This window comes from Humisphaera borealis (assembly GCF_015169395.1).
Taxonomy (GTDB): domain Bacteria; phylum Planctomycetota; class Phycisphaerae; order Tepidisphaerales; family Tepidisphaeraceae; genus Humisphaera; species Humisphaera borealis.
Map to the genome: position 1 here is coordinate 5,194,488 of NZ_CP063458.1, position 24,073 is coordinate 5,218,560.

A 24,073-nucleotide genomic window follows, 5' to 3' on the forward strand; every position below is an offset into this window, starting at 1 on the left:
AGCGCAACCGACGTTCGAGGCATAACTTGTCTTGGACACAAGGGCCTTCGAAGTACCTCAGGATGACAAATGTGCGCGGTACACCGAGCGTGTCTCCGTGCCTCCGTGGTGATTCAGCGTTTTCGACGAGGCGATTCATGACAGACCCATGTAAAGCCGCAATTCGCTGGTGTCATCGGCGGTTTCATGTCGACGACCGGGGGAACCTGGGCATCTTGCTGCTGATGACGATCTGGGCGTTGGTCCTTCTGATCGCGATGGTCTGGAACACCGGCGAACTTGCGACCCGTCGTCGGCACGTGCAGGCGGCGGCCGATTCGGCGGCCCACGCGAGCAACCAGTGGGTCAGCCGAACCACCAACCTGACGGCCAGTTCCAACCTCGTCATGAGCCAGAATGCCTCGGCCGAGGTCATGCTGCGGTCGGTCACGCCAACCCGGAACGACATTCAGAAGCGATTCGATGGCGAACGACGCCGGGCCATACAACTTCGGGATGGCGACCGAAAAAGCGAGCCAGAGGAAGGCATTCCCGACTGTGAATACTTCGAAGAACTGCTGGGATTTGGTTCCTGGAGCGGCAAAGGCCGTGGGCAGGAGCGCAAGAAGGAACTTACCGCGCTGACACCCGATGTGCTTCGGGCCCTGGACATGGTGCTTCCGTTGCTACAAGCGCAGCAGGCGCAGCGGCTGAGCCAGGACATGAACACGGCGCTTCAGCAGAACCGCTTCATCCTGGACTGGCTCCTAGACACCTACATCGGCCCGGTCGGCGGTGCGTCCGGCACTCCCGCGCCCGTCCCTTCGCCGTCGAGCTTTACGCCCGTGGGTGCGCCCGTCTCGGACTGGATCACCAACCAGGTTCGGCCTCGGCTCGAAGACATCCTGGCGACGCTGGATGTCGAACAATCTTGGCTCGATAAGTGGGTCGCCCAGACGGCCCCGGCCTTGTCCACCACGCCGGAGGAACTCCGTCAGGTGCGGTTCGAGATCTTCGACTACCAGAACCAGATCCGCGACCTGACGCCTGCTGTCGTTGAAGAACAGCGCAACGCGCTGGCGACGATGTACAAGGTGGAAACGTCGGCATCCGTTCCCGGGCGGCTAAGTGAAGGGGAGCCAACGCCTGTCACCGCGCCGGTGACCACCTCGGCTTCTGTCGGCGGCGAAACGGTGCAGGACAGCATCCGCCAGCGCTATCCCGGCGCCACGGCAAGGCGGTGGGGGAGTCCGTCGCCGGAGGTCTATGTCGATCCGATCAATGTCAACGTAGACCACAGCGCCATTTGGCATCCTGGCAGCGGTAGTTCGGTCGACGGTGTCGTCCTCGAGAACGCGACCTACAGTGGCAGCGTGTCTGTCGGCGGCGGCGACTGGGGCCGAATCCCCTGTGCGCCGCTGAACCGTTACGTCAATGATCGCGTGTACCGCGATCGCGAAGGGCTGCGTACCGAGCCGCGGGCGATCGACGGGGTTCGGTCCGACCTTCGCGGCCGCGTCCATCCGCCGCCGTCGCCGCCGACCATCTCGCCGCTCCCGAACCAGGTGGATGAACCCACCACTACAACGCCTCCGCCGAATCCTGCTCCTCGCGTCTCGTTGCCGCCGAGACAGATACCCAGCCTGCCGCTGCCCCAGGAACTGACGCAGGCAAACCGCGATGCGATAACGGCCGTGAATGACCGCATCCGCGAGTACAACCGCGAACTGCGGGATTTCGTGAGCGATCTTCGTCGGCTGGAGAACGCCGTCGCCCGGATGCACGACCACCTGCACTCTCTGACCGATGTTTCGTCCCAGCGGTTCGCCGATGCGACATGGCTCGGACATGTCGATCGCAACCGCGACCTGGTGCTTCGGCTGATGGGTTCGGACAAGCATTTCATGGTGCTGGCGACCTACCAACTGCACCACATCCCCGACTGGGCGATCGACGGGATGCGCGCCGACGTACAGCGGCACGTCTACAACCTGATCTATTCGCGCAGCATCAACCCCGTCACCCGGCGACTGCAGCAGGAGATTTATCAGTGGGCGCTGGGCGTTCTGGGCGGATCGCTGCCGCAGGGGACGCCTCGCAGCACGATCAACAACAGGGCCCGGCAATTTGCCCAGCAGGCGGCACCGCCGGCGGCACAGAACGCCGTCCGCCGGGCGGCCGAAACTGTCTCGCGAGAGGTTGCCGCCGAGTGGATCCGTCGGCCTTGGCCGTACGAGATCGCGCCGCCGACCGAAGAGGTCCCTCCGGCGCGCGGCCTCTCCGACGACGAGCGGAAGAAGCATTTCACATCCCTCGCGGCTGCACTGACGACCGATCAGAGCAGCGCACGCACACTGCTTGCCAAGTACTTTAAGACCGACAGCGGGCCGATGGTTGCTTTTGCCCAAAGCGAGATCTTCAACTGGATGGAGTTCCAGGAAGGGTATGGCGCCAGCGATCGGTATGACCGCATCACCTTCTACGGTCATGGCGACATGGGCGGCTCGCCGCGCCCCTGGCGTCTGGGTTCGCCCGGCGGATGGAACTGGGAACCCCGGCTCGCCCACAGCGACGCCTTGGCACAGGCAATCGCCGATGGCGAACACTTTCGCGGACTTTTCGAGAAAGGGGGCGTGAATGCGAACGGCAACAGCGACAGCGATTCGATTCAGACGCTTGCCACTCATTAACCCGCGACGCGGCACGGCCGAGATCGAACTCGTCCTGTCGGTCGTCGTGATGATTACCCTGCTGATGCTGACGCTCGGCGCGATGAAGATCGCAATCGCCCGGCTCGATACCGCCAACACCGCCGAGTTTGAAGCGTTTTACGATGCCACCAGCGCGCAGGATCCGCAGTACACCGGCTATTCCGACCTCACCCCCATTGGCGGCGTCGGCAATGTTCGGCCGGGTCTTCCCGATCGCACCCATGTCGCCAAGCCAACCGCCCGGGTGACGATATCGACGGGCAATCGCGAATCGTTGACCACCGAAACCGGTGGCAAGGCAGGGCTGATCAGCCCTGCTTGGAACTACTCTGGCTATCCGGTGGGCAGTGCCGATCACGTCGTCACCGGCGGCTGGTTCGGCGATTACGCCAACGAGTCGCACGGCCAGCTGACCGACCCCCTCCGTCTGGCACCGGCCTGGACACCGTGATGGTCGTACTTCCCCGTGAATCTGGGGGGTATGGACAGTGGTAGACGCACTCCAGGACCCGAGCAACTCTGTCCCGACGTGCCGCCGCGGTTCCCGCAAGGCAGGCGATTGCCAAACCACACACACAACAGAAGTCCGCGCCTGAAGTAACGATTGATCCGCGGATGTCAGTCACCGAAACCGAGAAACCCAAGGTCCCGTGATGCCAATGATCAAGTCCATCGTCCTCGCTCTCCTGGTTCTCGCGACCAGCGCGAACGCCGCTCCGCTTGTCTTCGAAGGAACCGAAGGCCCCGGCAAGGGCAAGCACATCGTCTTTCTTGCCGGCGACCATGAGTACCGGTCGGAAGAATCGCTGCCGGCGATCGCCCGCCTGCTCGCCAAGCACCAGGGCTTCAAGTGCACCGTGCTGTTCAACATCGATCCGGCAACGGGCGATATCGTCGCGGGCAACTCGAACATGCCCGGGATGGAAGCCCTCGATACCGCCGACTTGGCTGTTGTGTTCCTGCGCTTCCAGGCCTTCCCCAAAGAGCAGATGAAGCACTTCGACGACTACCTCAACCGGGGTGGTCCAATCATCGGCCTTCGGACGGCGACGCACGGTTTCAAGACCGGCAAGGACGACCCCTTTGCCAAGTATTCGTACGACAGCAAAGTCGCCGGCTACGAGCTGGGTTTTGGCCATCAGGTGCTGGGGCAGACGTGGGTCGGCCACTACGGCAAGAACCACTCACAGAGCACGCGGATCACGATCGTCGAAGACAAGAAATCGCATCCCATTCTTCGTGGCGTGAAGGACATCTGGGTTCAGGTGGGCGCGTATGTGGGCAAGCCGACTGACGGCGATATCCTGACCATGGCGCAGCCGCTGAACGGCATGACACCCGATTCGCCGCCGGATGCCACCAAGCCGCCGCAACCGTCGGAATGGACGCGGACGTACAAGTCGGCATCGGGCAAGGCCGGCCGGGTCTTCACGACGCTTTACGGCACCTCCGAGGACATCACCAATGAAGGCTACCGCCGAATGCTGGTCAACGCCTGCTTCTGGGCGATCGGCCTGGAAGACGCGATCAAGCCCGACCTGACGATCGACTTTGTCGGACCGTTCAAGCCGAACACGTTCAACAACGCCGCCAATGCCAAGGGGGTCAAGCCGGAGATGTACGCGGGCTTTGAAAGCCAGATCCCGGCAAACAATGACATCAAGAAGCCGGAACCCAAGCCCGCGCCGGCCAAAGCCGCCCCGGCGAAGAACGCGCCGGCTGAAAAGAAGGAACCAAAGGCCCAGGCGAAGAAGGAACCGAAACCGGCCGATGCCAAGAAGCCAGCCCCGGCTTCGGGTGAGGTCCTTGTCGCGGTCCCGGCCGACTACCGCGATCCGACTCCCTTCGAGTTCAGCAAGGGCGACACGGTAGCGATTCTCGGTAACGGCCTCCCCGACCGCATGCAGCACGACGGCTGGATGGAAACGGTCCTTCAGGCGCAGATGCCCGAACTGCAGGTCCGCTTTCGCAACATGAGCGCCAGCGGCGACCGGCCGGACTCCTTTCCCCGCAGCAAGGGGCAGGCGTCGATGACCGAGTATCTGCAGCTGGTCAAGCCAGATGTCGTCTTTGCGTTCTTCGGCTACAACGAATCGTACGACGGCGTCGAGAAGGCCGATGCCTACCGCAAGAAACTCGTCGACTTCGTCCAGAAGACACGCGCGGCCAGGCCGAACGGCAAGAGCTTCCCGCGCATCGTCCTGTTCAGCCCGATCGCCCACGAAGACACCCGCAACCCCAATCTGCCCGACGGCAAAGCTCATAACGTACAGCTCGAAGCCTACACCAAGGCGACCGAAGCCGCGGCAAAGGAAGCGGGCGTCGCATACGTTGACCTGTTCCATCCGTCGATCGGATTGTTCAAGTCTGCCGCAAAGCCGTTGACGATCAACGGCGTACACCTGACGGCAGAAGGCAACCGCCGGCTTGCCGAAGTCATCGGTCATACGCTGCTCGCGAAGCATGTCAGCGCGTCGGAGTCGCTCGAGCCATTGCGGCAGGCAGTTCTAGATAAGGACAACCACTGGAACAACCGCTATCGCGCCCGCGACGGAAACGACGTCTGGGGCGGTCGTTCCACGCTTGCGTTTGTCGACGGTCAGACCAACGCCGTCGTTCTTCAGCACGAACTGACGATGCTCGACGTCATGACGGCCAACCGCGACGAGCGCATCTGGGCCCGCGCGGCCGGCAAAGATAAGACGATCGACGACAGCAACGTGCCGGCACCGGTGCCGGTGGTCTCGAACGTCGGCGGCAAGAGCAAGAGCTCCAACGCGCAGAAGGAAGGTGTGCTTCGGTACGTCAGTGGCGAAGAGGGCATCAAGCAGATGGCCGTCGCCAAAGGGTTCGAGGTGAGCCTGTTTGCCGATGAAGCCAGGTTCCCGCAGCTCATCAATCCCGTACAGCTGCAGGTCGACACCAAAGGGCGTCTCTGGGCCGCCGTCTGGCCGACCTATCCCAAGTGGGAACCGCTCAAGGCGATGAACGATGCCATCCTCATCCTTCACGACGATAACAACGACGGCAAGGCTGACCGCGTAACCGAGTTCGCCAAGGTCCACAACCCGCTCGGCTTCGAGTTCTGGAACGGCGGTGTCATCGTCACCTGTGCGCCTGAAATCCTGTTCCTGAAAGACACCGACGGTGACGATGTCGCCGATGTGCGGGAGATCATCCTTCAGGGTGTCGACTCATCGGATACCCACCACAGCGCCAACAACCTGATCTACGGTCCCGACGGCGCCATCTACTGGCAGAGCGGGGTGTTCATGCAGCACAACCACGAGCATCCGTGGGGACCGTCGCTGAACACCGGGGCGTCGGCGATGTACCGGTTCGACCCACGCCGTTTCGCCATCTCGATGCACGCGGCCAACTCGCCCAACCCGCACGGAACTTCGTTCGACTACTGGGGCTACCAGTACGCCACCGACGGCACCGGCGGCAGGGCGTTTCAGGTGCGCACGACCGACAAGGGGTTCAAAATGACCGAACTTCTGAAGAAGGAAGTTCGGCCGGTCACTGCGAGCGAAGTCGTCTCCAGCGCCAACTTCCCCGAATCCATGCAGGGGGACTTCCTGATCTGCAATGTGATCGGTTTCCTGGGCATCAAGCACTACCACCTTGATCGTAACCCCACCACCGGTGCGGTCTGGGGCGAACCGGCCGGCGACGAACTGACTGCCACCGTGATCAATGCCGACGGCAGCAAGACTGAAGAAAAGTCGCGCGGCCTGATGATGAGCGGAGACAAGAACTTCCGTCCGTCCGATGCCATTTTCGGGGCCGACGGCGCGCTGTACATCGCCGACTGGCACAACGTCATCATCGGTCATATGCAGCACAACGTGCGTGACCCCAACCGCGACCACAGCCACGGTCGCATCTATCGCATGACCGCCACCGGCCGGCCGCTTCAGAAGCCGGTCGCGATCGACGGCCAGCCGATCCCCGCGCTGCTCGAAAACCTCAAGCACCCGATCGACGGTGTTCGCCACCGGACCCGGGTCGAACTCAGCGAGCGCGACACCAAGGAAGTCCTCGCTGCAGCGAAGGAATGGATCAAGCAGTTCGATCCCAACAAGAAGGAAGACGCCCATCACCTGCTCGAAGCGCTCTGGCTACACCAGCAGCACAACGTGCGCAACCCCGAACTGCTGGCCACGCTGCTCAAGAGCCCTGAGCCGCACGCCCGCAATGCGGCCGCGACCGTGCAGTACCTCTGGAGCAATGTCGAGGCCGGCCAGCACGGCGGCGTCATCGCCGGTGCGGTTTTCGAAGAGGCCAAGCCCTCGGGTATCCTCTCCGACACGCCCGAACTGACCACCATCCGGATCGCGACCATCCCCGAGAAGATGCTGTACGACGTCAAGGAAGTGAAGGTGAAGGCCGGCAAGAAGATCAAGCTGACCTTCGCCAACCCCGACTTCATGCCGCACAACATTCTACTGGTCAATCCCGGCAAGGCCGAGGATGTTGCCTTCCGCGCGATGGCGTTGGGCGCCAAGGGCTTTGACGTTCATTTCGTCCCCAAGAGCCCTGACATCATCTGGGCCGGCAAGATGATCGATCATGGCAAGGAAGAGGTCATCGAGTTCAACGCGCCGACCAAGCCCGGCGTCTACCCGTTCCTGTGCACCTTCCCCGGGCACCAGAACATGCGTGGGAAGATGATCGTGGAATAGAAGCACTCGACGCGTCGTCCGAACAGGTGCGTAAGCATGTCCCGGATCACCTTACTCATCATCGCCGCGCTGGCCCTGAACCCTGTTTCAGGACTGCAGGGTGCCGACAAGCCTGTCGTGGAGTCGGCCGGGATTGTCGGCCCCTGGAATCTCAACGATCTGAAGCAGCCTCCGAAGATGCGTTGGCTCAAGCAGGGTGGCCCCGTGCATTCGCTGCTGTACGCTGGCGAAAAGTACCAGGGCAAGGACACTGAGGTCTTCGCGTTTTATGCCTCACCTGCGACGCTCGGTGTTGCCAAGGCGGGGGAGAAGTTCCCCGGCGTGGTCCTGATCCACGGCGGCGGGGGGACGGCGTTCGCCGAATGGGCCTGGCTCTGGGCCAGACGCGGATATGCGGCGATCGCGATGGACCTCGGCGGCTGCAAGCCGATCGATCCGGTTTACGATGCCAACGGCGTCCCCGTTCTGAACCAGACCGCAAAAGCCGATACCCGAACCCGCCTGCCCAACGGCGGTCCGAATCAGGGGCATCCCGAGAAGTTCGACAGCATCGGCGGCGACATCTCCGACGACTGGCCTTATCACGCCGCCGCCAGTGTCATCCGGGCTCACTCGCTTCTCCGCTCCTTCCCCGAAGTGATCGCCGACCGGACCGCGGTCACCGGCATCAGCTGGGGCGGGTACACCACCTGCCTCGTCGCCTCGCTCGACGACCGATTCAAGGCCGCGGTACCGGTCTACGGGTGCGGCTTTCTCCACGAAGGCGAATCCGTCCAGAAGCCGTCAATCGACAAGCTCGGCGACCGCCGGGACCAATGGGTCAGGGAATATGACCCGTCAAGCCTGTTGCCGCGATGCCGGGTGCCGATCCTGTTCGTCAACGGCACGAACGATGTGCATTACCCCCTCGACAGCTACCAGAAGAGCTTTCAGGCGGTTCCCGGCCCGAAGCAGATGCGCATTGAAGTCAACATGAAGCACGGCCACCCGCCGGGTTGGGCACCGCAGGAAATCGGCCTGTTCATCGATTCGTTCTGCCGCGACGGCAAGCCACTGGCAGTCCCCGGCCCGCTCACGATCGACGGCGGAAAGGTTCGGCTGGCGTACACCAGCGCGGTTCCTCTGAAGTCGGCCGTCCTCCATTACACGACGGGCAATGAGATTCGTTCCAAGCGGCTCTGGAACAGTATTCCGTCGGATATCGCACCCGGCGTGGTGACGGTAGCCATACCACCGGCCGATGCGAACACCTGGTTCATTGCGCTGACCGACGAGCGCGGTGCGATGGTGACGAGCCCCGTGCAGATTGTCGCACCTCTGCCGGGCAAAGCTTCGAGTCTGAAGACGGGGAGCCAGCCGCAGTAGCGGCTACCGCTGGACTGGGCGGCTGAGCTGGGCCACATTCACGGGGCGCGGAAACGACGGCTCGAACCGCCGATTGAACTTTTAACCTGTGCTTCTCGTCCGGGACCTGTGTGCAGTGCGCATGTGGCGGCACTTACCTCGTCACCGGATCCTGAAGCATGACCGAAGTACTGGACTCTTCCGCGGCTTTCCCTGCCGAGCATCAACCAGAGGACGCTCACCGGCTTGCCGGTGCGTTGCAAACCTATCGGTACGACGACAAGACCGTACGCGCTTTTCTCGTTGCGACCTACGTCTGGGGCATCGTTGCGTTCCTTGTCGGGCTTTACGTTGCGGTGCAACTGGTGTGGCCGCAGACATCGTTCGGCCTCGAGTTTCTGTCGTTCGGCAGGCTGCGACCGCTCCACACCAATGCCGCGATCTTTGCGTTCGCCGGAAACGCCCTTTTTGCCGCCATCTACTACTCGACGCAGCGGCTCTGCAAGGCCCGGATGTGGAGCGACAAGCTTTCGCGGGCGCATTTCTGGGGATGGCAGCTGATTATCGTTTCGGCAGCACTCACGCTGCCCCTGGGCGTCACGCAGGGCAAGGAGTACGCCGAGCTCGAATGGCCGATTGACCTGATGATCGCCGTGGTCTGGCTCGGCTTCTTCGGCGTCAATTTCTTCATGACGCTCAAAAACCGCCGCGAGCGGCACCTGTACGTCGCGCTCTGGTTCTACATCGCGACGATCGTCACCGTCACGGTACTGCACGTTTTCAACAACCTTGTCGTCCCCGCCGGCTTGTTCAAGAGCTACTCCATCTATGCCGGCGTGCAGGACGCGTTCATGCAGTGGTGGTACGGCCATAACGCCGTCGCGTTCTTCCTGACGACGCCTTTCCTCGGCCTTATGTACTACTTCCTGCCCAAGGCGGCGGAACGGCCGGTGTTCAGCTACCGGCTGTCGATCGTCCACTTCTGGTCGCTGGTGTTCCTCTACATCTGGGCGGGTCCGCATCACCTTCACTACACGGCGACGCCGGACTGGGCTTCAACCCTTGGCATGCTGTTCTCGCTCATGCTCTGGATGCCCAGCTGGGGCGGCATGATCAACGGCCTGCTGACGCTCCGCGGTGCCTGGAACAAGGTGACCACCGATCCCGTGCTCAAGTTCTTCGTCGTCGGTATCACGTTCTACGGCATGTCGACTTTCGAAGGCCCGCTGCTGAGCATCAAGAGCGTCAACGCCCTGAGCCACTACACCGACTGGACGATCGCCCACGTCCATGCCGGCGCATTGGGTTGGAACGGCTTCATGACCTTCGGGATGATTTACTGGATGCTGCCCCGGCTGTTCCAGACCAAGATCTGGAGCCCCAAGCTCGTCAATGCCCATGTCTGGCTCGGGACCATCGGCATTCTGCTCTACGTCATCCCGATTTACGTCGCCGGTATCACGCAGGGCCTGATGTTCCGGGCGATTACCGAGGCCGGACAGCTTCAGTATCCCGACTTCGTCGAGACCGTGCAGGCGATCCGGCCGATGTACATGCTGCGCATCCTCGGCGGAACGACGTTCCTGGCCGGTGCGCTGATCGGCGGCCTCAACTTCTTCATGACCTGGCGGTCGCGGCCACGGGTTTACGAAGAACCCACCCATTCGGCACCCGCGCTCGCGAAACATGTAGCGATCGTCGACGCCCGGCCGGAAGTGCTGGGAACCGGTATCGTCGCTGCCGCCAGCCGCCTGGCCAACTGGACCACGCTTTGGTGGCACCGAGGCTGGGAGCGACTCCCGCTGAAGTTCACCGTGCTGGTGATTGTCGCGGTGGCGGTCGCATCTCTGTTCGAGATCATTCCGACGTTCCTCGTCCGCTCGAACGTACCCACGATCGCATCGGTCAAGCCTTACACGCCCCTGGAACTGGCCGGCCGGGACATCTATCTCGCCGAAGGCTGCTACAACTGCCACAGCCAGATGATTCGCCCGATGCTGGCCGAGACCAAGCGGTATGGCGAGTACTCCAAGCCCGGCGAGTTCGTGTACGACCACCCGTTCCAGTGGGGCAGCCGGCGCATCGGGCCTGACCTGGCGCGGGAAGGCGGCCGAAAGTCGGACCTTTGGCATTACCAGCACTTCCTTGCTCCGGGCGAAGTGACGCAGGGTTCGATCATGCCGCCGTATGCATGGCTCAGCGATCAGGACACCGATTTCGGGTCGATCGCCCTGCGCGTCCGAGCGATGCAGGCCTTGGGTGTGCCCTATACCGATGCTGATCGGGCAGGGGCGTCGGAATCGGCAAAGGTGCAGGCAGGCCGAATCGCCGCGAACATCGCACAGCAGGGCGGCCCTCCGGGACTTGAGCAGAAGAAGGTCGTCGCGCTGATCGCTTATGTGCAACGGCTGGGCAAGGATCTGTTCGAGCCGCCGCCGCCGGGGCCGGCCGTTCCCCCGCCTCCTCCTGCGGCGAAGGTGCCGCCCGTCGCTGACCCCGCGACAATGCCGGCGACGCAGCCCGCCGCCACACTACCGGCGACCGCGCCGGTCGCTCCACCCACCACGACGGTGACCAGTACAACCAAGCCAGCCAACGCCGAGGGAGGCAACCGATGACGCTCGCGATCATGTACAAAGAATCGTTTCAGGCGCTGGATCTGACGTCCCTCGGCGTCACCGCCTTGGTGATCTTCTTCGTCACGTTCATCTCGATGGCAATCTGGGCGGCCGCCCAGCAGCGCGAAGATATCCGTCGCTGGTCGGCACTTCCGCTGGCTGAAGACGGCGTGGCATCCAAGCAAGTGCAGGGGCAGGCGAAGGAGGAACGGCGATGAGTGACACGCAGCCCCCCAAGCCAGACTCGAGTGCGCCTCCAGCGGGTGCTCCGTTCGTCGGTCCGGGTCCCGACCTCCTGACCGATCATGCCTACGACGGCATTCAGGAGTACGACAACCCCATGCCGGGATGGTGGAAGTGGCTGTTCGTCGCCACCATCGCGTTCTCGCTGGTCTACGTCACGGTCGATGTTGTCAGCGGCGGTCGGCACGCGCCGGTTGTCGCTTACGAGCAGGCCCGCGAACTGGAACTTCGCCTGCAGAACGCCAAGCCGCTGCGGGACGACGTGAACTCCCTGCTGGGCTACATCCACGATGACAAGGTTCGATCGGCCGGGGCGGCGATCTTTGCGGCCAACTGTGCGCTGTGTCATAAGCCCAACGGCTCGGGCCAGGTCGGGCCGAACATGACCGACGATGTTTACATCAACATCCGGACAATTGACGACATTCCGCGTTTGATTCGCAGCGGAGCGAAGAACGGTGCGATGCCTTCCTTCGCCCGCATGCCGCCGAATGACATTATCCGGGTGGCGGCGTTTGTTGCGTCTCTGCGAGGCACCAACGTTCCGGGTGGCAAGCCGATGGAAGGCGTTGCAATCCCTCCTTGGGGATCGACCGCGCCCATGACGATGCCATCAACGACTCGTCCGGCCACGACCCGCCCGGCAACCCTTGCCGCGACACTCCCGACAACGGTTCCGGCAAAGTAGCGATCAGAGGCTGCGATCAAGGTCAGAATCATGCAGCAGCCGTCGGAGACGGGCGTCACAGGCGCTCGCCTCCGACGGCCTTTGTCGAATGGGTTTTAAGGGAACCTCCCACGTCCCGCGCCACGTCTGGCACTACGTCGTATGAGCGCGGAAACACCACTGATCAAGGCCAACGGTCGCGTCCTTTCCACGATGGAGGAGGACGGCTCACGGCGATGGCTCTGTCCACGGCTGGCACCGGGCCGCTTCTGGTTCGGACGCCGGTTGGTGGCCTACGTGCTGATCGCCATTTATGCATTCGTGCCGTTCGTGACGATCAACGGAAAGCCCGCCGTACTCCTTGACCTTACCCATCGTAGGTTCACGTTCTTCGGGTTCACCTTTCTCCCCACCGACACGATACTGCTCGCCCTTTCCGCAGTCGTCGCAATCCTGCTGGTGTTTCTGACGACCGCACTGCTCGGGCGCATCTGGTGCGGCTGGGCGTGTCCGCAAACGGTTTACCTCGAGTTCGTGTTTCGTCCGATCGAGCGACTGTTCATGGGCAGGCAGGGCGTCGGCGGAAAGCCGCGTGCCGGTCTTGCGCGATGGCGGTTCGTCGGTATGTACGCCACGTTTTTTGTCCTTAGCCTCCATCTGGCCAATACGTTTCTCGCATACTTTGTCGGTGCCAGCACGCTCCACTCCTGGATTCTGGGATCGCCACTACATCACCCGGCCGGCTTCGTCATCGTCGCGGCAGTCACCGGATTGATGATGTTCAATTTCGGCTTCTTCCGGGAGCAGACCTGTCTGATTGCCTGCCCCTACGGCCGATTGCAATCCGTCCTGCTGGACCGGTCGTCGCTGATCATCAGTTATGACGTAACGCGCGGCGAACCACGGGGGAAGAAGAAACGTGGGCTGGTAGCGGGTGACGAGATGGGGCGGTTGCCAGCGGGGAAGCTTTCACTTCCGGTGGTATCCACGGCTTTGCAGTCTCGAACGCCAGTCTCTACCCCTCCCCACAATGGCGACTGCATTGACTGCGGGCTTTGTGTCGCCGTCTGCCCGACGGGAATCGATATTCGCGACGGGCTGCAGTTTGAATGTGTCGGTTGCGCACAATGCATTGACGTCTGCGACGACGTCATGACGAAGATTCAGCGTCCCAAAGGCCTGATCCGATACGGCTCCCAGGCCGGGATGGCCGGCGAACGCGTACGCCTGATCCGGCCGAGGGTCATCATCTATCCGCTGATCATTCTCGCGATCGGGACGCTTCTCGGATTCCTGCTGCTAACGCGGTCTCCCGTCGACGTCGTGGTCCTGCGAGGACCGGGTCAGCCCTTCCTGGTGCTCGCCGACGATCAGATTGCCAACGTGCTTCGCGTCAAGCTGACGAACCGCACCGACGAATCGCAGAGGCTCGTCATGACTGTCGTCGGCGCGGAGGGCATCCGGGGTGTTGCTTCTCAGGCGGTGGTCGAACTGCCACCGCAGCAGACCTGGACCGAATCGGTCGAAGTCTTCGCCCCGCAGAGCATCTTCACCGGGAAAGGCTCCACCGACGTGACGGTTCGCGTTACATCGGTGACTGGTGCGGCTGTACAGGTCGATCGCGCTTTCAAACTGCTCGGTCCGATGTCCAGACCAGTTCCTGCCGCTACTCAACAGGGAGTCTTGCCATGATCTCGGGCAGTGTCGGACCCTCATCGGCCCAAAGCCCCCGTCCGTTCCCAAGGCGGTGGCTGAAGATCGTCGTCGGTCTGCTCATTGGGCATACGGCGTTGATGATTTCCTTCGTCTTCATCGCCACCCGCGACGCCAGCTTCTCGGTCGATCCGGACTACTACGGCAAGGCCGTTCGATGGGATGCCGATCAGGCCCGGCGACGGACGAGCGACCTGCTCGGCTGGAACGCCGCGCTGGAGGTTGTCGGCCCGGCCGGAACTGATGGAAGCAGGGTCGTGTCGCTGGAGTTGACCGATGCCTCCGGTCGTGCGATTCCCAATGCCGTCGTCGCGGTCGGCTACTTTCATCACGCCCATGGTCGGGAGAAGCGAACTGCAATACTGACGGTTTCCGGCGATCCACGGCGACACCAGGCGGGACTTCTCATGCCTCAGGCCGGGGAATGGGAGTTCGAATTGACCGCCCGAGCAGGTGCCGACGAGTTCCTAAAGACTGTGACGATCAAAGTGCCCTGAACACCCGACTGCTTTCTGACCGAAATGATCGCTCTAGCCGCCGCCGTATTCGCCGCCAGTCTTCTCGGCAGTTTCCACTGCGCCGGGATGTGCGGTGCGTTCGTCGCACTCGCGTGCGGAGCCGCCGAGACCAACGCAGCAAAACAGCGCTCGCTCCAGGCGGCGTATCACCTCGGACGCCTTGCCACCTATGTCACTTTGGGTGCGGCGGCGGGACTGGCAGGACGACTGGTCGATCTCACCGGGGCGCTCAGTGGTGTCCAATCGGCCGCGGCGGTGCTGGCCGCTTTTGCGATGCTCGCTTTCGCCGTTGTTGCCCTCGTTCGTTCGAGGGGGGCATCACTCCCTAAGTTTCGGCTTCCCCTGGGATGGCAGTCGCTGATCTCGAAGGCACACCGCGCCGCGATGGACCGGCCACCAGTCGCCCGGGCCGTCGCCATCGGACTACTGACGACGCTTCTGCCATGCGGATGGCTCTACGCGTTTCTGGTCACGGCGGCGGGAACAGGTCACCCCCTGAGTGCGGCACTAGTGATGGCCGTCTTCTGGGTCGGCACGCTGCCCGTCATGGTCGTGGTCGGTGCCGGTGCCCGGCTCATGCTCGGCACAGCGGGAAAGTACCTGCCGCTTGTCAGCGCCTCGGCAGTGATCGTGGTGGCCGCGCTTACGCTGATCGGCCGGATTCGGCTGGATGCTGCAGCCCTGGCGTCAGCGGTCGATGCTGCTGCCGGTGCTCGGAATGTGCAGGTTGCCGATCCCGCTGCAACGCCGGCTTGCTGTCAGGTTGCTGCACCCGACGCAGCGGAGCGCCAAGGCGAGCGCGCTCATGCCGATTCGGGCGCCGCCAGGATCGATACGGAAGTCAGGCCATGACACTCGTGATTGATTCAATCTCCCCGGTTGAACCGGTTCGCAGGTCGTCTGCGACGGCGTCCGTCGCGTGTGCGCATTGTGGATTGCCGGTCCCTCCCGGACTGATTCTGGCGGATGCTGAAGCGCAGTTCTGCTGTGCCGGGTGCCAAGCCGTTTACCAGACGCTGCGTGCGTGCGGCCTGGAAGCATACTACCGCCTGCGAGACAACGCCGATGTTGTGGCGACGCCCGTACAACTTGCCGGGCAGAGCTTCGAGGCGTTCGATTCGCCGACGTACGCTGAGTCATTCGTCTTACGGCATCCCGACGGATCATGCAGCACCGATCTGACGCTGGAGGGCCTGACGTGCGCAGCCTGCGTCTGGCTGGTGGAGAAGCTGCCGCAGATCGCGCCCGGCGTTGTAGAGGCACGGCTGTCGTTCAGCGAGGCCACGGTTCGGGTGACCTGGGATCCTTCGCGGCTCTCCCTGTCTCAGGTTGCCGCCGCGCTCGCGCGTATTGGCTATCGGCCGCACCCTGTTCGCGGTGGCGCATCCGCGGAGATGCACCGCCGAGAAACCCGTCGCCGGCTCGTCCTCCTCGCGGTTTCCGGGGCGATCATGGCCAACACCATGATGCTTGGCCTGGCGCTCTACGCCGGTGATGCCGGGCACATGGAAGGCCCATTCCGTACATTCTTTCGCGTCCTTAGTGCCGGCTTGGGCCTGGTTTCGCTCGCCTGGCCGGGGGCGACATTCTTTCGCAGCGCCTGGATGGCGATCCGACTGCGCGTGGTGAACCTGGACGTGCCGATTGCCGCGGCCCTGCTCGTTGGCGGGTTGGCGGGGTTGGTCAATGTGATCCTGGATCGCGGGGAAATCTACTTCGACTCGCTAACCGTCCTGTTGTTTCTGCTCCTGGTCGGCCGATTCGTGCAGTACCGGCAGCAGCGACGCGCGGATGACGCGGTCGGACTGCTGTTCAATCTCACCCCTTCGACCTGCCACCTGCTTAAGGACGGTCGCACGACCGATGTGCCCGTTGACGCGATCCAATCCGGGGACAGCGTCGAGGTTCGCCCCGGCGAGACGTTCCCTGCCGACGGAGTCATCCTTGCCGGGCGTTCCATGGTGAATCAGGCGCTGCTGACCGGCGAATCGACGCCGACGGCAGTGAACCCGGGCGCGCAAGTCTATGCAGGTTCGCAGAATGTCTCTTCTCCACTGGTCGTGCAGACCATGCGGACAGGTCGCGATACGCGCATCGGCAAGCTGATGCGCTTGATCGAGGACGGCGTCCGGGACAAGCCGCCAATCGTTCAGTTTGCCGACCGTGTGGGTGCGTGGTTTGTCGTTGTCGTGTCGGTGATCGCTGTGATCGTTTTTGCGGTGTGGGGCATGAAAGCGGGGCTCGAGCCGGCGATCGACCACACCGTCGCGCTGCTGATCGTCACCTGTCCGTGCGTGCTGGGACTCGCCACGCCGCTGACAATTGCCATCGCGATCGGACGCCTGAGCCGCCGCGACATCCTCGTCAAAAGCGGGGCGGCACTGGAGCGGCTTGCCCGTGGCGGCAGGTTGTTGCTCGACAAAACCGGCACGCTGACCGAGGGCCAACTGCAACTGGTTCGCTGGACCGGCGTCAGCGGGATCGATCACGCCGACCTCCGCCGGAAGACGGCGGAACTCGAACGCAGGAGCAACCACCCGATCGGACGGGCCCTTGCCACGGCGTTGCTTACCGCCGACGGCGATTCCACGAACCCGTTCGGCCATGGCTTTGAAATCACCGACATCGTGGAACGCAATGACGGCGGTATTTCCGGCTGGTTAAGCGGTCAGGAACTCCGCGTCGGCTCTCCCCGCTATACGGCCGCGGCGGGCATCGTGATTCCGCCAATGCTGGAATCCGCGGCGCGGGAACTGGAGCAATCCGGCGCGACGGCTGTCTACGTTTCAGTGGCGGGACAGGCCCTGGCGGTTGCCGGCATGGGCGACCGAGTTCGCGTGGATGCGGCCAAAGCGATCGCCGACCTCTCGCGTCTGGGTTGGACGCCGCAGATCCTATCCGGCGACGCCCAGGATGTGGTCGCGGCAACTGCCCGCGAAGTAGGAATCCATACCAAGGTTGCGTTCGGGCAGATGTCGCCGGAGGAGAAACTGGCGCGAGTGCATCGCCGGCCGGGCGAAACCGGCGCAGTGGTGATGGTGGGCGACGGCGTCAACGACGCGGCCGCGCTGGCCGCAGCAGAAGTGGGCATTGCTGTTCAAGGCGGTGCCGAGGCGTCACTTTCAGCCGCCGACGTCTACATCGCCCGACGAGGCCTTTTGCCGCTGGTGGAACTGGTTCAGACCAGCCGACGAACGATGCGCCTGATACGCCGGAACCTGCTCGTGTCCCTTGGTTACAACCTGCTCGCCGGAAGTCTGGCGGCGGCTGGGCTGATGTCGCCGCTGGTCGCCGCAATCATCATGCCCGTGAGTTCGGCCACGGTGCTTACATTGGTCGTGTTATCCATCAACCGCGCCATGCCTGCTCCAAGCTCGAAGGAACCCAAGCCATGGAAGTGATCTACATCGTCCTGCCGATCGCGATCCTGATGGCCGGCGGGTTTCTCGCGGCCTTCCTCTGGTCTGCGCATCGTGGCCAGTTCGACGACCTCGATACGCCACGACACCGAGCGATGTTTGATGACGACTCGAAGTAGGTGCAAGCCGTCGCACCCGACCGATTTCGCGATAGCGGGTGCGAGAATTGAACCTTTGGGGCCGTAAGTTCGTCTCCTCGGGGGAAGCCTCTATCTGCCATGCCTACTGAAGAACGGAATCCCCGCTGTCTCTTTCCCCGGTGGTCGAACCATGCTCGTAAAGCAGTGGTCGTAGGGGTCATTGCCGGGACGATCTTCATTTGTGTGCTGGCAGGCGCCGGGCTGAGTCCCAAGGCGACGGCCGTCGGATATCAGCCGACCCAGCCTGTGCCATTCAGCCATGCAGTCCACGCCGGCAAATTGGGCCTTGATTGCCGGTACTGTCACACAACGGTGGAGTCGGCAGCGTTTGCCGCGCTGCCCGCGACGCAGACCTGCATGAACTGCCACACGTCGATTCTTCCGGGCAGCGAGCCGCTCGCCCCGGTTCGCGACAGCTGGCAGAGTGGCAACCCGATCGAATGGGTCAAGGTCCATAACCTTCCGGGGTATGCCTACTTTAATCACGCCGCCCACGTTACCCATGGCGTATCGTGCGTTTCCTGTCACGGGCGGATCGATCGGATGGATGTGGTTCGGCAGGAGCAGCCACTGAGCATGTCCTGGTGTCTCGACTGCCATCGTGAGCCTGAGAAGCACCTGCGCCCCAAAGACCAGGTGACGAACCTGGCCTGGTCGCCGCTGGATCATCCGCTCGCCCGCGAGCGAGGCACGACCGGATTGGCCGAGGCGCAGTTGCTCGTCGGCAGAGCGATGAAGGAACAGTACCAGATCCGATCGGTCGGCTACCTGACGGCGTGTTCCACGTGCCATCGCTGAGTGGGCTGACTTTCAACTTCATATACCCGGCGCATATCCGATGAAACCCGACGGCAATGGCATTCAGTACTGGCGGAGCCTCGAGCAGCTCGCTCAAGCGCCGGACATTCTTGCCGCGATCGACCAGGAGTTCCCCGGCTACGACGCCAACGACCTCCAAACCACTTCCCGCCGCTCATTTCTAAAGCTGATGGCCGCATCGCTGGCGTTCGCCGGCATCGGACTGGCGGGGTGCCGCAGAGTGCCCGTCCAGAAGCTCGCCCCCTATGCCGCCAACCCACGCGACCGGATGCCGGGTGTGCCCGAGCGATTCGCCACGCAGTTTGAACTTGGTGGTGTCGCCACGGGGCTGCTGGTGACCTGCTATGACGGCAGACCGATCAAGGTCGAAGGCAATCCGTCGCATCCGTTCAGCTGGACGATCAAAGACAAGCTGGGGGCCGCCGACACACTCGCCCAGGCCAGTGTGCTCGACCTATACGATCCCGCGCGCGCCCGGACGGTCGTCGAACGGCGGGATCAGCTGCGATTGATTTCGACTTGGGAAGCGTTCACCGCGTTCGCCGATCCTCACTTTGCAATGCTTCGCGCGGACTCGTCATCCCTGGCGGTATTGGCCGAGCCTGCGTCCGGTCCAACCGCGCTGGACATGAAGCGGCGGTTCTTCGAGACCTTTCCCAAAGCAAGCTGGTACGAATACGAGCCTCTGTCCCGCGACGCAGAGTTGGAAGCCTCACGGCTCATTTTCGGCCGGCCCCTGCGTCCGGTGCTGCACCTGGATCGAGCGCAGGCTATCGTGCTGTTGGATGCTGACGTGCTCGGGAATGATCCCAGCCGCGTGAGAAATGCCGCCGACTGGGCAGCGACGCGACGATCGGCCGACGTCGATGGCACCATGAGCCGGGTGTATCTCGCCGACTGCGGATTCAGTCTGACCGGCTCGGTCGCCGACGAACGGCTTCCCTTGTCACCGGACCGACTGGAGCCGATCGCCCGCGCGATTGCCCGCGCACTGGAGATGTCCACCGGTGACGACGCTCCGACGCAGCTCTCGGTCGCCGAAACAAGATTCGTCGAGCGGGCCGTGGCCGATCTCAAGAACGCAGGTAATGCCGCCGTCATCGCAGCAGGGCCGACGGCATCGGTGGAAGTTCACGCCATCACGCTGCTGATCAACCGGCGTCTGGGCGGTCTCGGGACGACCGTTACACTCCACGCCGACGCGGCCGGTGATCGGCCGACCCACTTACAGTCGATTCGCGAGCTGGCCGAGGGCATGAAGGCCGGCAAGGTTGGCACACTGGTGGTGATCGGCGGAAACCCCGCTTACGACGCGCCCGCGGATCTCGACTTTGCCCAGCTCCTTTCCGGAGTTGGAACCACGATCCGACTCGGAACCTACGATGACGAGACTTCGCTGCTTTGCGGATGGCAGCTGCCCCGTGCGCATTTCATGGAGACCTGGAACGATGCCAGGGCGATTGACGGCACACCGGGCGTTTGCCAGCCACTGATCGAGCCGCTGTTCGGCGGAAGATCAAACCTGGAACTGCTGGCCATGCTGACCGGTGACGAACTGCTTACCGGCGAAGAGCTGATCAAACGAGCCTGGCAGCAATTGCTCGGGGAACAGGAGTTCGACAAGCGGTTTCGAGTGGTTGTCGAGCAAGGTATCTGGCCCGAAGGCAGTGAACCGCCCGCCAGTCCGCGACCCCGTCGGATGACCGTTCCGGCGACCACACCCGCTTCACCCAGGTCCACGACGCCGTACCTCCGATTCGATACCGACAGCCGCGTCTATGACGGACGATTTGCTAACAACGCCTGGCTGCAGGAAACGGCCGATCCGATGTCGAAGCTGGTCTGGGAGAACGCGCTGGTCATGAGCCACCAGGACGCCTCGGCGGCCGGCCTGGCAATGGGCGACTGGGCGGTGTTGCGTTCCGGCGAACGGGTTCTCTCGGTGCCCGTGTTCGTACTTCCCGGCCAGCCGGTGGGCGTGATGAGCCTGTCAGTGGGATACGGAAGATCATCAGCAGGACCGGTCGGCACAGGCCTGGGTGCCAACGCCTTCACACTGCGCACCACTGCCGAGCCGCACTTCGCGTCAAGCGTTTCAATCGGCAAAGGGTACGGGCGGCGCGAGCTGGCGACGACCCAGAACCACCACATCATGGATGCCGTCGGGAAGCATGGTTACGACGAGAAGGTTGGAGAGCGCGGCAAATGCGGTGAGGTCGTTCGCGAAGGCTCGCTGGCTGAATACAAAGCCGCTCCCCGGTTTGCCAGCAAGCCGGACGGACACAACGTACGGCTCCAGCTTTTCGAATCACCCGATAAGTTCAATTCGCCGCACGCATGGGGAATGTCGGTCGATATGAATGCGTGCATCGGATGCAATGCCTGCACGGTCGCGTGCCAGTCTGAGAACAACATACCGGTGGTGGGGCGCGAGCAGGTTCTGATGCACCGGCAGATGAACTGGATTCGGGTTGACCGCTACTTCAAGGGCGACGCCACCGGCGACCCCGCCGACGTTGATGTGGTGTTTCAGCCGGTGATGTGCCAGCACTGCGAGAACGCGCCGTGCGAACAGGTGTGCCCGGCAACGGCGACCGTTCACGACACCGAGGGCCTGAACACGATGGTCTACAACCGGTGCATCGGGACGCGTTACTGCTCCAACAACTGTGCGTACAAGGTCCGGCGGTTCAACTACTTCGATTTTCACAGCAAAGACCCGCGTGCCGCGACGGCATCGCCATACGTGGGGATGCCCGACCGTCAGCAGGTGGAGCAGGTGGTTCCTGTCCGGCAGATGGCGTTCAACCCGGAAGTTACGGTGCGGATGCGCGGTGTCATGGAGAAGTGCACCTACTGCGTGCAGCGAATCCACGCCGCCACCACCGCCGCCAAAGTTGGAGGCCAGAGCACCGTCGCCGATGGCGACGTGATGACCGCCTGCCAGCAAACCTGCCCGACCCGTGCCATCACGTTTGGCAACCTGAACGATGCCCACGCCGAAGTGACACAGCAGCACCACAGCAACCGCAGTTACGAGCTGCTGGGCGAACTGAACAACCGACCACGAACCAAATACCTCGCCAAGCTGCGGAACCCCGCGACGCAGGCGTAATGGCAAAGGCACCGTACGAGACTTTGTCGATCGATATCATGGCACGAGACATAGACAACACCGCGGAAGACCCCCGACGCAGAGCGCCACTGGTGCTCGGCGGCCGCGACTTCACTTCGGTCACCGACTGTGTTTGCGCAGTCGCCGAGCGTCCCACCACGCTCGCTTGGAAGATCGCGTTTGCCGGATCTCTATCGCTCCTGGCTGTGCTGGGTGTTTGCCTGGCGTACCTGATATCGACCGGAGTCGGTGTCTGGGGAAACAACCAGCCGGTGGGCTGGGCATTTGATATCGTTAACTTCGTCTTCTGGGTCGGCATCGGCCACGCCGGAACACTGATTTCCGCCGTCCTCTTTCTGTTCCGGCAGAACTGGCGGACAGGCATCAACCGTTTCGCCGAGGCGATGACGATTTTTGCCGTCGTCTGCGCCGCGATGTTTCCTGGGGTGCACGTCGGGCGTGTTTGGCTGGCCTACTGGCTATTCCCGATTCCCAACCAGATGGGCATGTGGCCGAACTTCCGCAGCCCGCTGCTGTGGGACGTCTTTGCCGTGGGCACCTATGCGACCGTCTCGTTGCTGTTCTGGTACGTGGGACTGATCCCCGATCTGGCAACACTGCGCGACCGCGCTACGTCGCGCAGCAAGCAATTCCTTTACGGGTTGTTCGCGCTCGGATGGACCGGATCAAGCCGCGCCTGGCACCGGTTTGAGCGAGCCTATCTGTTGCTGGCTGCGCTCGCGACGCCCCTGGTGCTCTCCGTCCACTCCGTGGTGTCATTCGATTTTGCCACCAGTCAGGTCCCCGGCTGGCACACGACCATCTTCCCGCCGTACTTTGTTGCCGGGGCGATCTTCGGTGGGTTTGCGATGGTGCTGAACCTGGCGATCCCTGCTCGCGAGCTCTTCGGCCTCAATGACATTATCACCCGCCGCCACATCGACAACATGGCCAGGGTGCTTCTGGGCACAGGGCTCATCGTGAGCTACGCATATGCGACCGAGTTCTGGACCGCGTGGTATAGCGCCAACGACGCCGAGCAGTTTGCATTTCTCAACCGCGCCTTCGGGCCGTTCGCCTGGGCCTTCTGGACGATGATTTTCTGCAACGTAGTTGCCCCCCAGTTCCTCTGGTCCAAGCGCGTCCGTTCCAACGTCTGGGCGGTCTTCGGTGTCGCGCTGCTGGCCAACATCGGCATGTGGTTCGAGCGATTCGTCATCATCGTAACTTCCCTGGCGCGGGACCATCTTCCGTCGAGCTGGTGGGGGTTTGTGCCGACCGCTGTTGATCTGCTTACCCTGGCCGGCAGTTTCGGGCTCTTCTTCACCCTGTTCCTGCTGTTCTGTCGGTATCTGCCGGTCGTCGCAATGGCCGAGGTGAAATCGATCATGCCGCAGGCGCACGGTCACGACCCCGAGCCCTCGACAGAATCTGCCGTCGCAGGGAGCACCGCGGTGACCATTCATTCCGCCGGTCAGTCGCGCTCAATACCGACAGGAGCGGTAACGGCATGAAGAAGACAGCTACAACACCTTCCGGCGCCGTCGAAGCCCCGAAGGTTATCGGGCTGCTCGCGGAGTTCGCGACCGTGACCGATGTCATCGAGGCCGCGCGGCGCGTTCGCAGCGCCGGCTACAGCCGATGGGATGTCCATTCACCGTTCCCGATCCATGGAATTGATCCCGTCATGGGAATCCGTCCGACCCGCCTGCCCTGGCTCGTGCTGACAGCCGGGCTGATCGGGCTTGTCGGCGGCATCGCACTTCAGTGGTTCGCTAACGCCGAAAGCTACCCGTTTCTCATCAGCGGCAAGCCGATCTGGAGTTTGCCGGCGAATATCCCTGTCGCTTTCGAGACCACGATCCTGTGTGCAGCGCTGACGGCCGTCTTTGGCATGCTCGGACTAAATCGGCTGCCGACGCACTACAACCCGCTGTTCAGGTCGGAACGCTTCCGGCGTGCGACCAGCGATCGCTTCTTCATCCTTGTCGATGCGTCCGACCAGCAGTTTGAAATCCACCGGACCATGCTTCTGTTCACCGATGCCGGTGCAATCGCGGTCGAGACGGTGGAAGACTGAGGTTGGCGCGAACGTCTGC

The 24,073-nt window shown here is 62.8% G+C and carries 16 protein-coding genes; all 16 read left to right on the forward strand.

All coding sequences use genetic code 11. The features are described from left to right. Positions 1–137: 137 nt before the first annotated feature. The 16 genes from IPV69_RS19420 to IPV69_RS19495 all read left to right on the forward strand — a co-directional run bounded on the left by IPV69_RS19420 (position 138) and on the right by IPV69_RS19495 (position 24,054). Positions 138–2,669 carry a pilus assembly protein TadG-related protein gene (locus IPV69_RS19420; protein ID WP_206291379.1) on the forward strand — a complete coding sequence of 844 codons (2,532 nt, stop codon included), beginning with the start codon at positions 138–140 and terminating at the stop codon, positions 2,667–2,669. Then, complete coding sequence (locus tag IPV69_RS19425; protein WP_206291380.1) at positions 2,656–3,141, forward strand: hypothetical protein; 486 nt, start codon at positions 2,656–2,658, stop codon at positions 3,139–3,141. The genes IPV69_RS19420 and IPV69_RS19425 overlap by 14 nt, the downstream gene beginning before the upstream one ends. 202 nt (positions 3,142–3,343) lie before the next feature. Continuing rightward, positions 3,344–7,378 (forward strand): PVC-type heme-binding CxxCH protein, encoded by a 4,035-nt coding sequence (locus IPV69_RS19430; protein WP_206291381.1) that lies wholly within the window; start codon positions 3,344–3,346, stop codon positions 7,376–7,378. A gap of 36 nt (positions 7,379–7,414) precedes the next feature. Further along, positions 7,415–8,743: an alpha/beta hydrolase family protein gene (locus tag IPV69_RS19435; protein WP_206291382.1), complete on the forward strand. Its 1,329-nt coding sequence runs from the start codon at positions 7,415–7,417 to the stop codon at positions 8,741–8,743. Positions 8,744–8,901: 158 nt separating this feature from the next. Beyond that, positions 8,902–11,340, forward strand: coding sequence for a cytochrome-c oxidase, cbb3-type subunit I (ccoN, locus tag IPV69_RS19440; protein ID WP_206291383.1), 2,439 nt, complete (start codon positions 8,902–8,904; stop codon positions 11,338–11,340). Next, complete coding sequence (locus tag IPV69_RS19445; protein ID WP_206291384.1) at positions 11,337–11,558, forward strand: hypothetical protein; 222 nt, start codon at positions 11,337–11,339, stop codon at positions 11,556–11,558. The genes ccoN and IPV69_RS19445 overlap by 4 nt, the downstream gene beginning before the upstream one ends. Continuing rightward, positions 11,555–12,271 carry a cbb3-type cytochrome c oxidase N-terminal domain-containing protein gene (locus IPV69_RS19450; protein WP_206291385.1) on the forward strand — a complete coding sequence of 239 codons (717 nt, stop codon included), beginning with the start codon at positions 11,555–11,557 and terminating at the stop codon, positions 12,269–12,271. Before IPV69_RS19445 ends, IPV69_RS19450 begins: the two co-directional genes overlap by 4 nt. A 141-nt stretch (positions 12,272–12,412) precedes the next feature. Next, the gene (locus tag IPV69_RS19455) at positions 12,413–13,942 is read left to right on the forward strand and encodes a 4Fe-4S dicluster domain-containing protein (protein WP_206291386.1); all 1,530 of its coding nucleotides are present in this window, start codon (positions 12,413–12,415) and stop codon (positions 13,940–13,942) included. Continuing rightward, positions 13,939–14,460, forward strand: coding sequence for a FixH family protein (locus tag IPV69_RS19460; RefSeq protein WP_206291387.1), 522 nt, complete (start codon positions 13,939–13,941; stop codon positions 14,458–14,460). The genes IPV69_RS19455 and IPV69_RS19460 overlap by 4 nt, the downstream gene beginning before the upstream one ends. Positions 14,461–14,484: 24 nt before the next feature. Then, positions 14,485–15,333 carry a sulfite exporter TauE/SafE family protein gene (locus IPV69_RS19465; protein WP_206291388.1) on the forward strand — a complete coding sequence of 283 codons (849 nt, stop codon included), beginning with the start codon at positions 14,485–14,487 and terminating at the stop codon, positions 15,331–15,333. Continuing rightward, positions 15,330–17,882, forward strand: a complete 2,553-nt coding sequence (locus IPV69_RS19470) for a heavy metal translocating P-type ATPase (RefSeq protein WP_261361977.1) — start codon at positions 15,330–15,332, stop codon at positions 17,880–17,882. Before IPV69_RS19465 ends, IPV69_RS19470 begins: the two co-directional genes overlap by 4 nt. Then, positions 17,873–18,019 (forward strand): cbb3-type cytochrome oxidase assembly protein CcoS, encoded by a 147-nt coding sequence (ccoS, locus tag IPV69_RS19475; protein ID WP_206291390.1) that lies wholly within the window; start codon positions 17,873–17,875, stop codon positions 18,017–18,019. Before IPV69_RS19470 ends, ccoS begins: the two co-directional genes overlap by 10 nt. Before the next feature lie 165 nt (positions 18,020–18,184). Further along, a complete protein-coding gene (locus IPV69_RS19480) occupies positions 18,185–18,838 on the forward strand; it encodes a cytochrome c3 family protein (protein ID WP_206291391.1) in 654 nt (217 codons plus the stop codon). Positions 18,839–18,878: 40 nt separating this feature from the next. Further along, positions 18,879–21,974 (forward strand): TAT-variant-translocated molybdopterin oxidoreductase, encoded by a 3,096-nt coding sequence (locus IPV69_RS19485; RefSeq protein WP_206291392.1) that lies wholly within the window; start codon positions 18,879–18,881, stop codon positions 21,972–21,974. 38 nt (positions 21,975–22,012) lie between these two features. Beyond that, entirely contained in the window at positions 22,013–23,488 is a 1,476-nt protein-coding gene (gene nrfD / locus IPV69_RS19490; protein ID WP_206291393.1) for an NrfD/PsrC family molybdoenzyme membrane anchor subunit, read from the forward strand. After that, positions 23,485–24,054, forward strand: coding sequence for a DUF3341 domain-containing protein (locus IPV69_RS19495; RefSeq protein WP_206291394.1), 570 nt, complete (start codon positions 23,485–23,487; stop codon positions 24,052–24,054). The genes nrfD and IPV69_RS19495 overlap by 4 nt, the downstream gene beginning before the upstream one ends. Positions 24,055–24,073 lie beyond the last annotated feature (19 nt).

What these genes read in the sequence shown, in the direction of transcription:
- IPV69_RS19420 (WP_206291379.1), top strand. Translation starts at nt 138, where the DNA reads ATGACAGACCCATGTAAAGCCGCAATTCGCTGGTGTCATCGGCGGTTT.
- IPV69_RS19430 (WP_206291381.1), top strand. Translation starts at nt 3,344, where the DNA reads ATGCCAATGATCAAGTCCATCGTCCTCGCTCTCCTGGTTCTCGCGACC.
- IPV69_RS19435 (WP_206291382.1), top strand. Translation starts at nt 7,415, where the DNA reads ATGTCCCGGATCACCTTACTCATCATCGCCGCGCTGGCCCTGAACCCT.
- ccoN (WP_206291383.1), top strand. Translation starts at nt 8,902, where the DNA reads ATGACCGAAGTACTGGACTCTTCCGCGGCTTTCCCTGCCGAGCATCAA.
- IPV69_RS19445 (WP_206291384.1), top strand. Translation starts at nt 11,337, where the DNA reads ATGACGCTCGCGATCATGTACAAAGAATCGTTTCAGGCGCTGGATCTG.
- IPV69_RS19450 (WP_206291385.1), top strand. Translation starts at nt 11,555, where the DNA reads ATGAGTGACACGCAGCCCCCCAAGCCAGACTCGAGTGCGCCTCCAGCG.
- IPV69_RS19455 (WP_206291386.1), top strand. Translation starts at nt 12,413, where the DNA reads ATGAGCGCGGAAACACCACTGATCAAGGCCAACGGTCGCGTCCTTTCC.
- IPV69_RS19460 (WP_206291387.1), top strand. Translation starts at nt 13,939, where the DNA reads ATGATCTCGGGCAGTGTCGGACCCTCATCGGCCCAAAGCCCCCGTCCG.
- IPV69_RS19465 (WP_206291388.1), top strand. Translation starts at nt 14,485, where the DNA reads ATGATCGCTCTAGCCGCCGCCGTATTCGCCGCCAGTCTTCTCGGCAGT.
- IPV69_RS19470 (WP_261361977.1), top strand. Translation starts at nt 15,330, where the DNA reads ATGACACTCGTGATTGATTCAATCTCCCCGGTTGAACCGGTTCGCAGG.
- ccoS (WP_206291390.1), top strand. Translation starts at nt 17,873, where the DNA reads ATGGAAGTGATCTACATCGTCCTGCCGATCGCGATCCTGATGGCCGGC.
- IPV69_RS19485 (WP_206291392.1), top strand. Translation starts at nt 18,879, where the DNA reads ATGAAACCCGACGGCAATGGCATTCAGTACTGGCGGAGCCTCGAGCAG.
- nrfD (WP_206291393.1), top strand. Translation starts at nt 22,013, where the DNA reads ATGGCACGAGACATAGACAACACCGCGGAAGACCCCCGACGCAGAGCG.
- IPV69_RS19495 (WP_206291394.1), top strand. Translation starts at nt 23,485, where the DNA reads ATGAAGAAGACAGCTACAACACCTTCCGGCGCCGTCGAAGCCCCGAAG.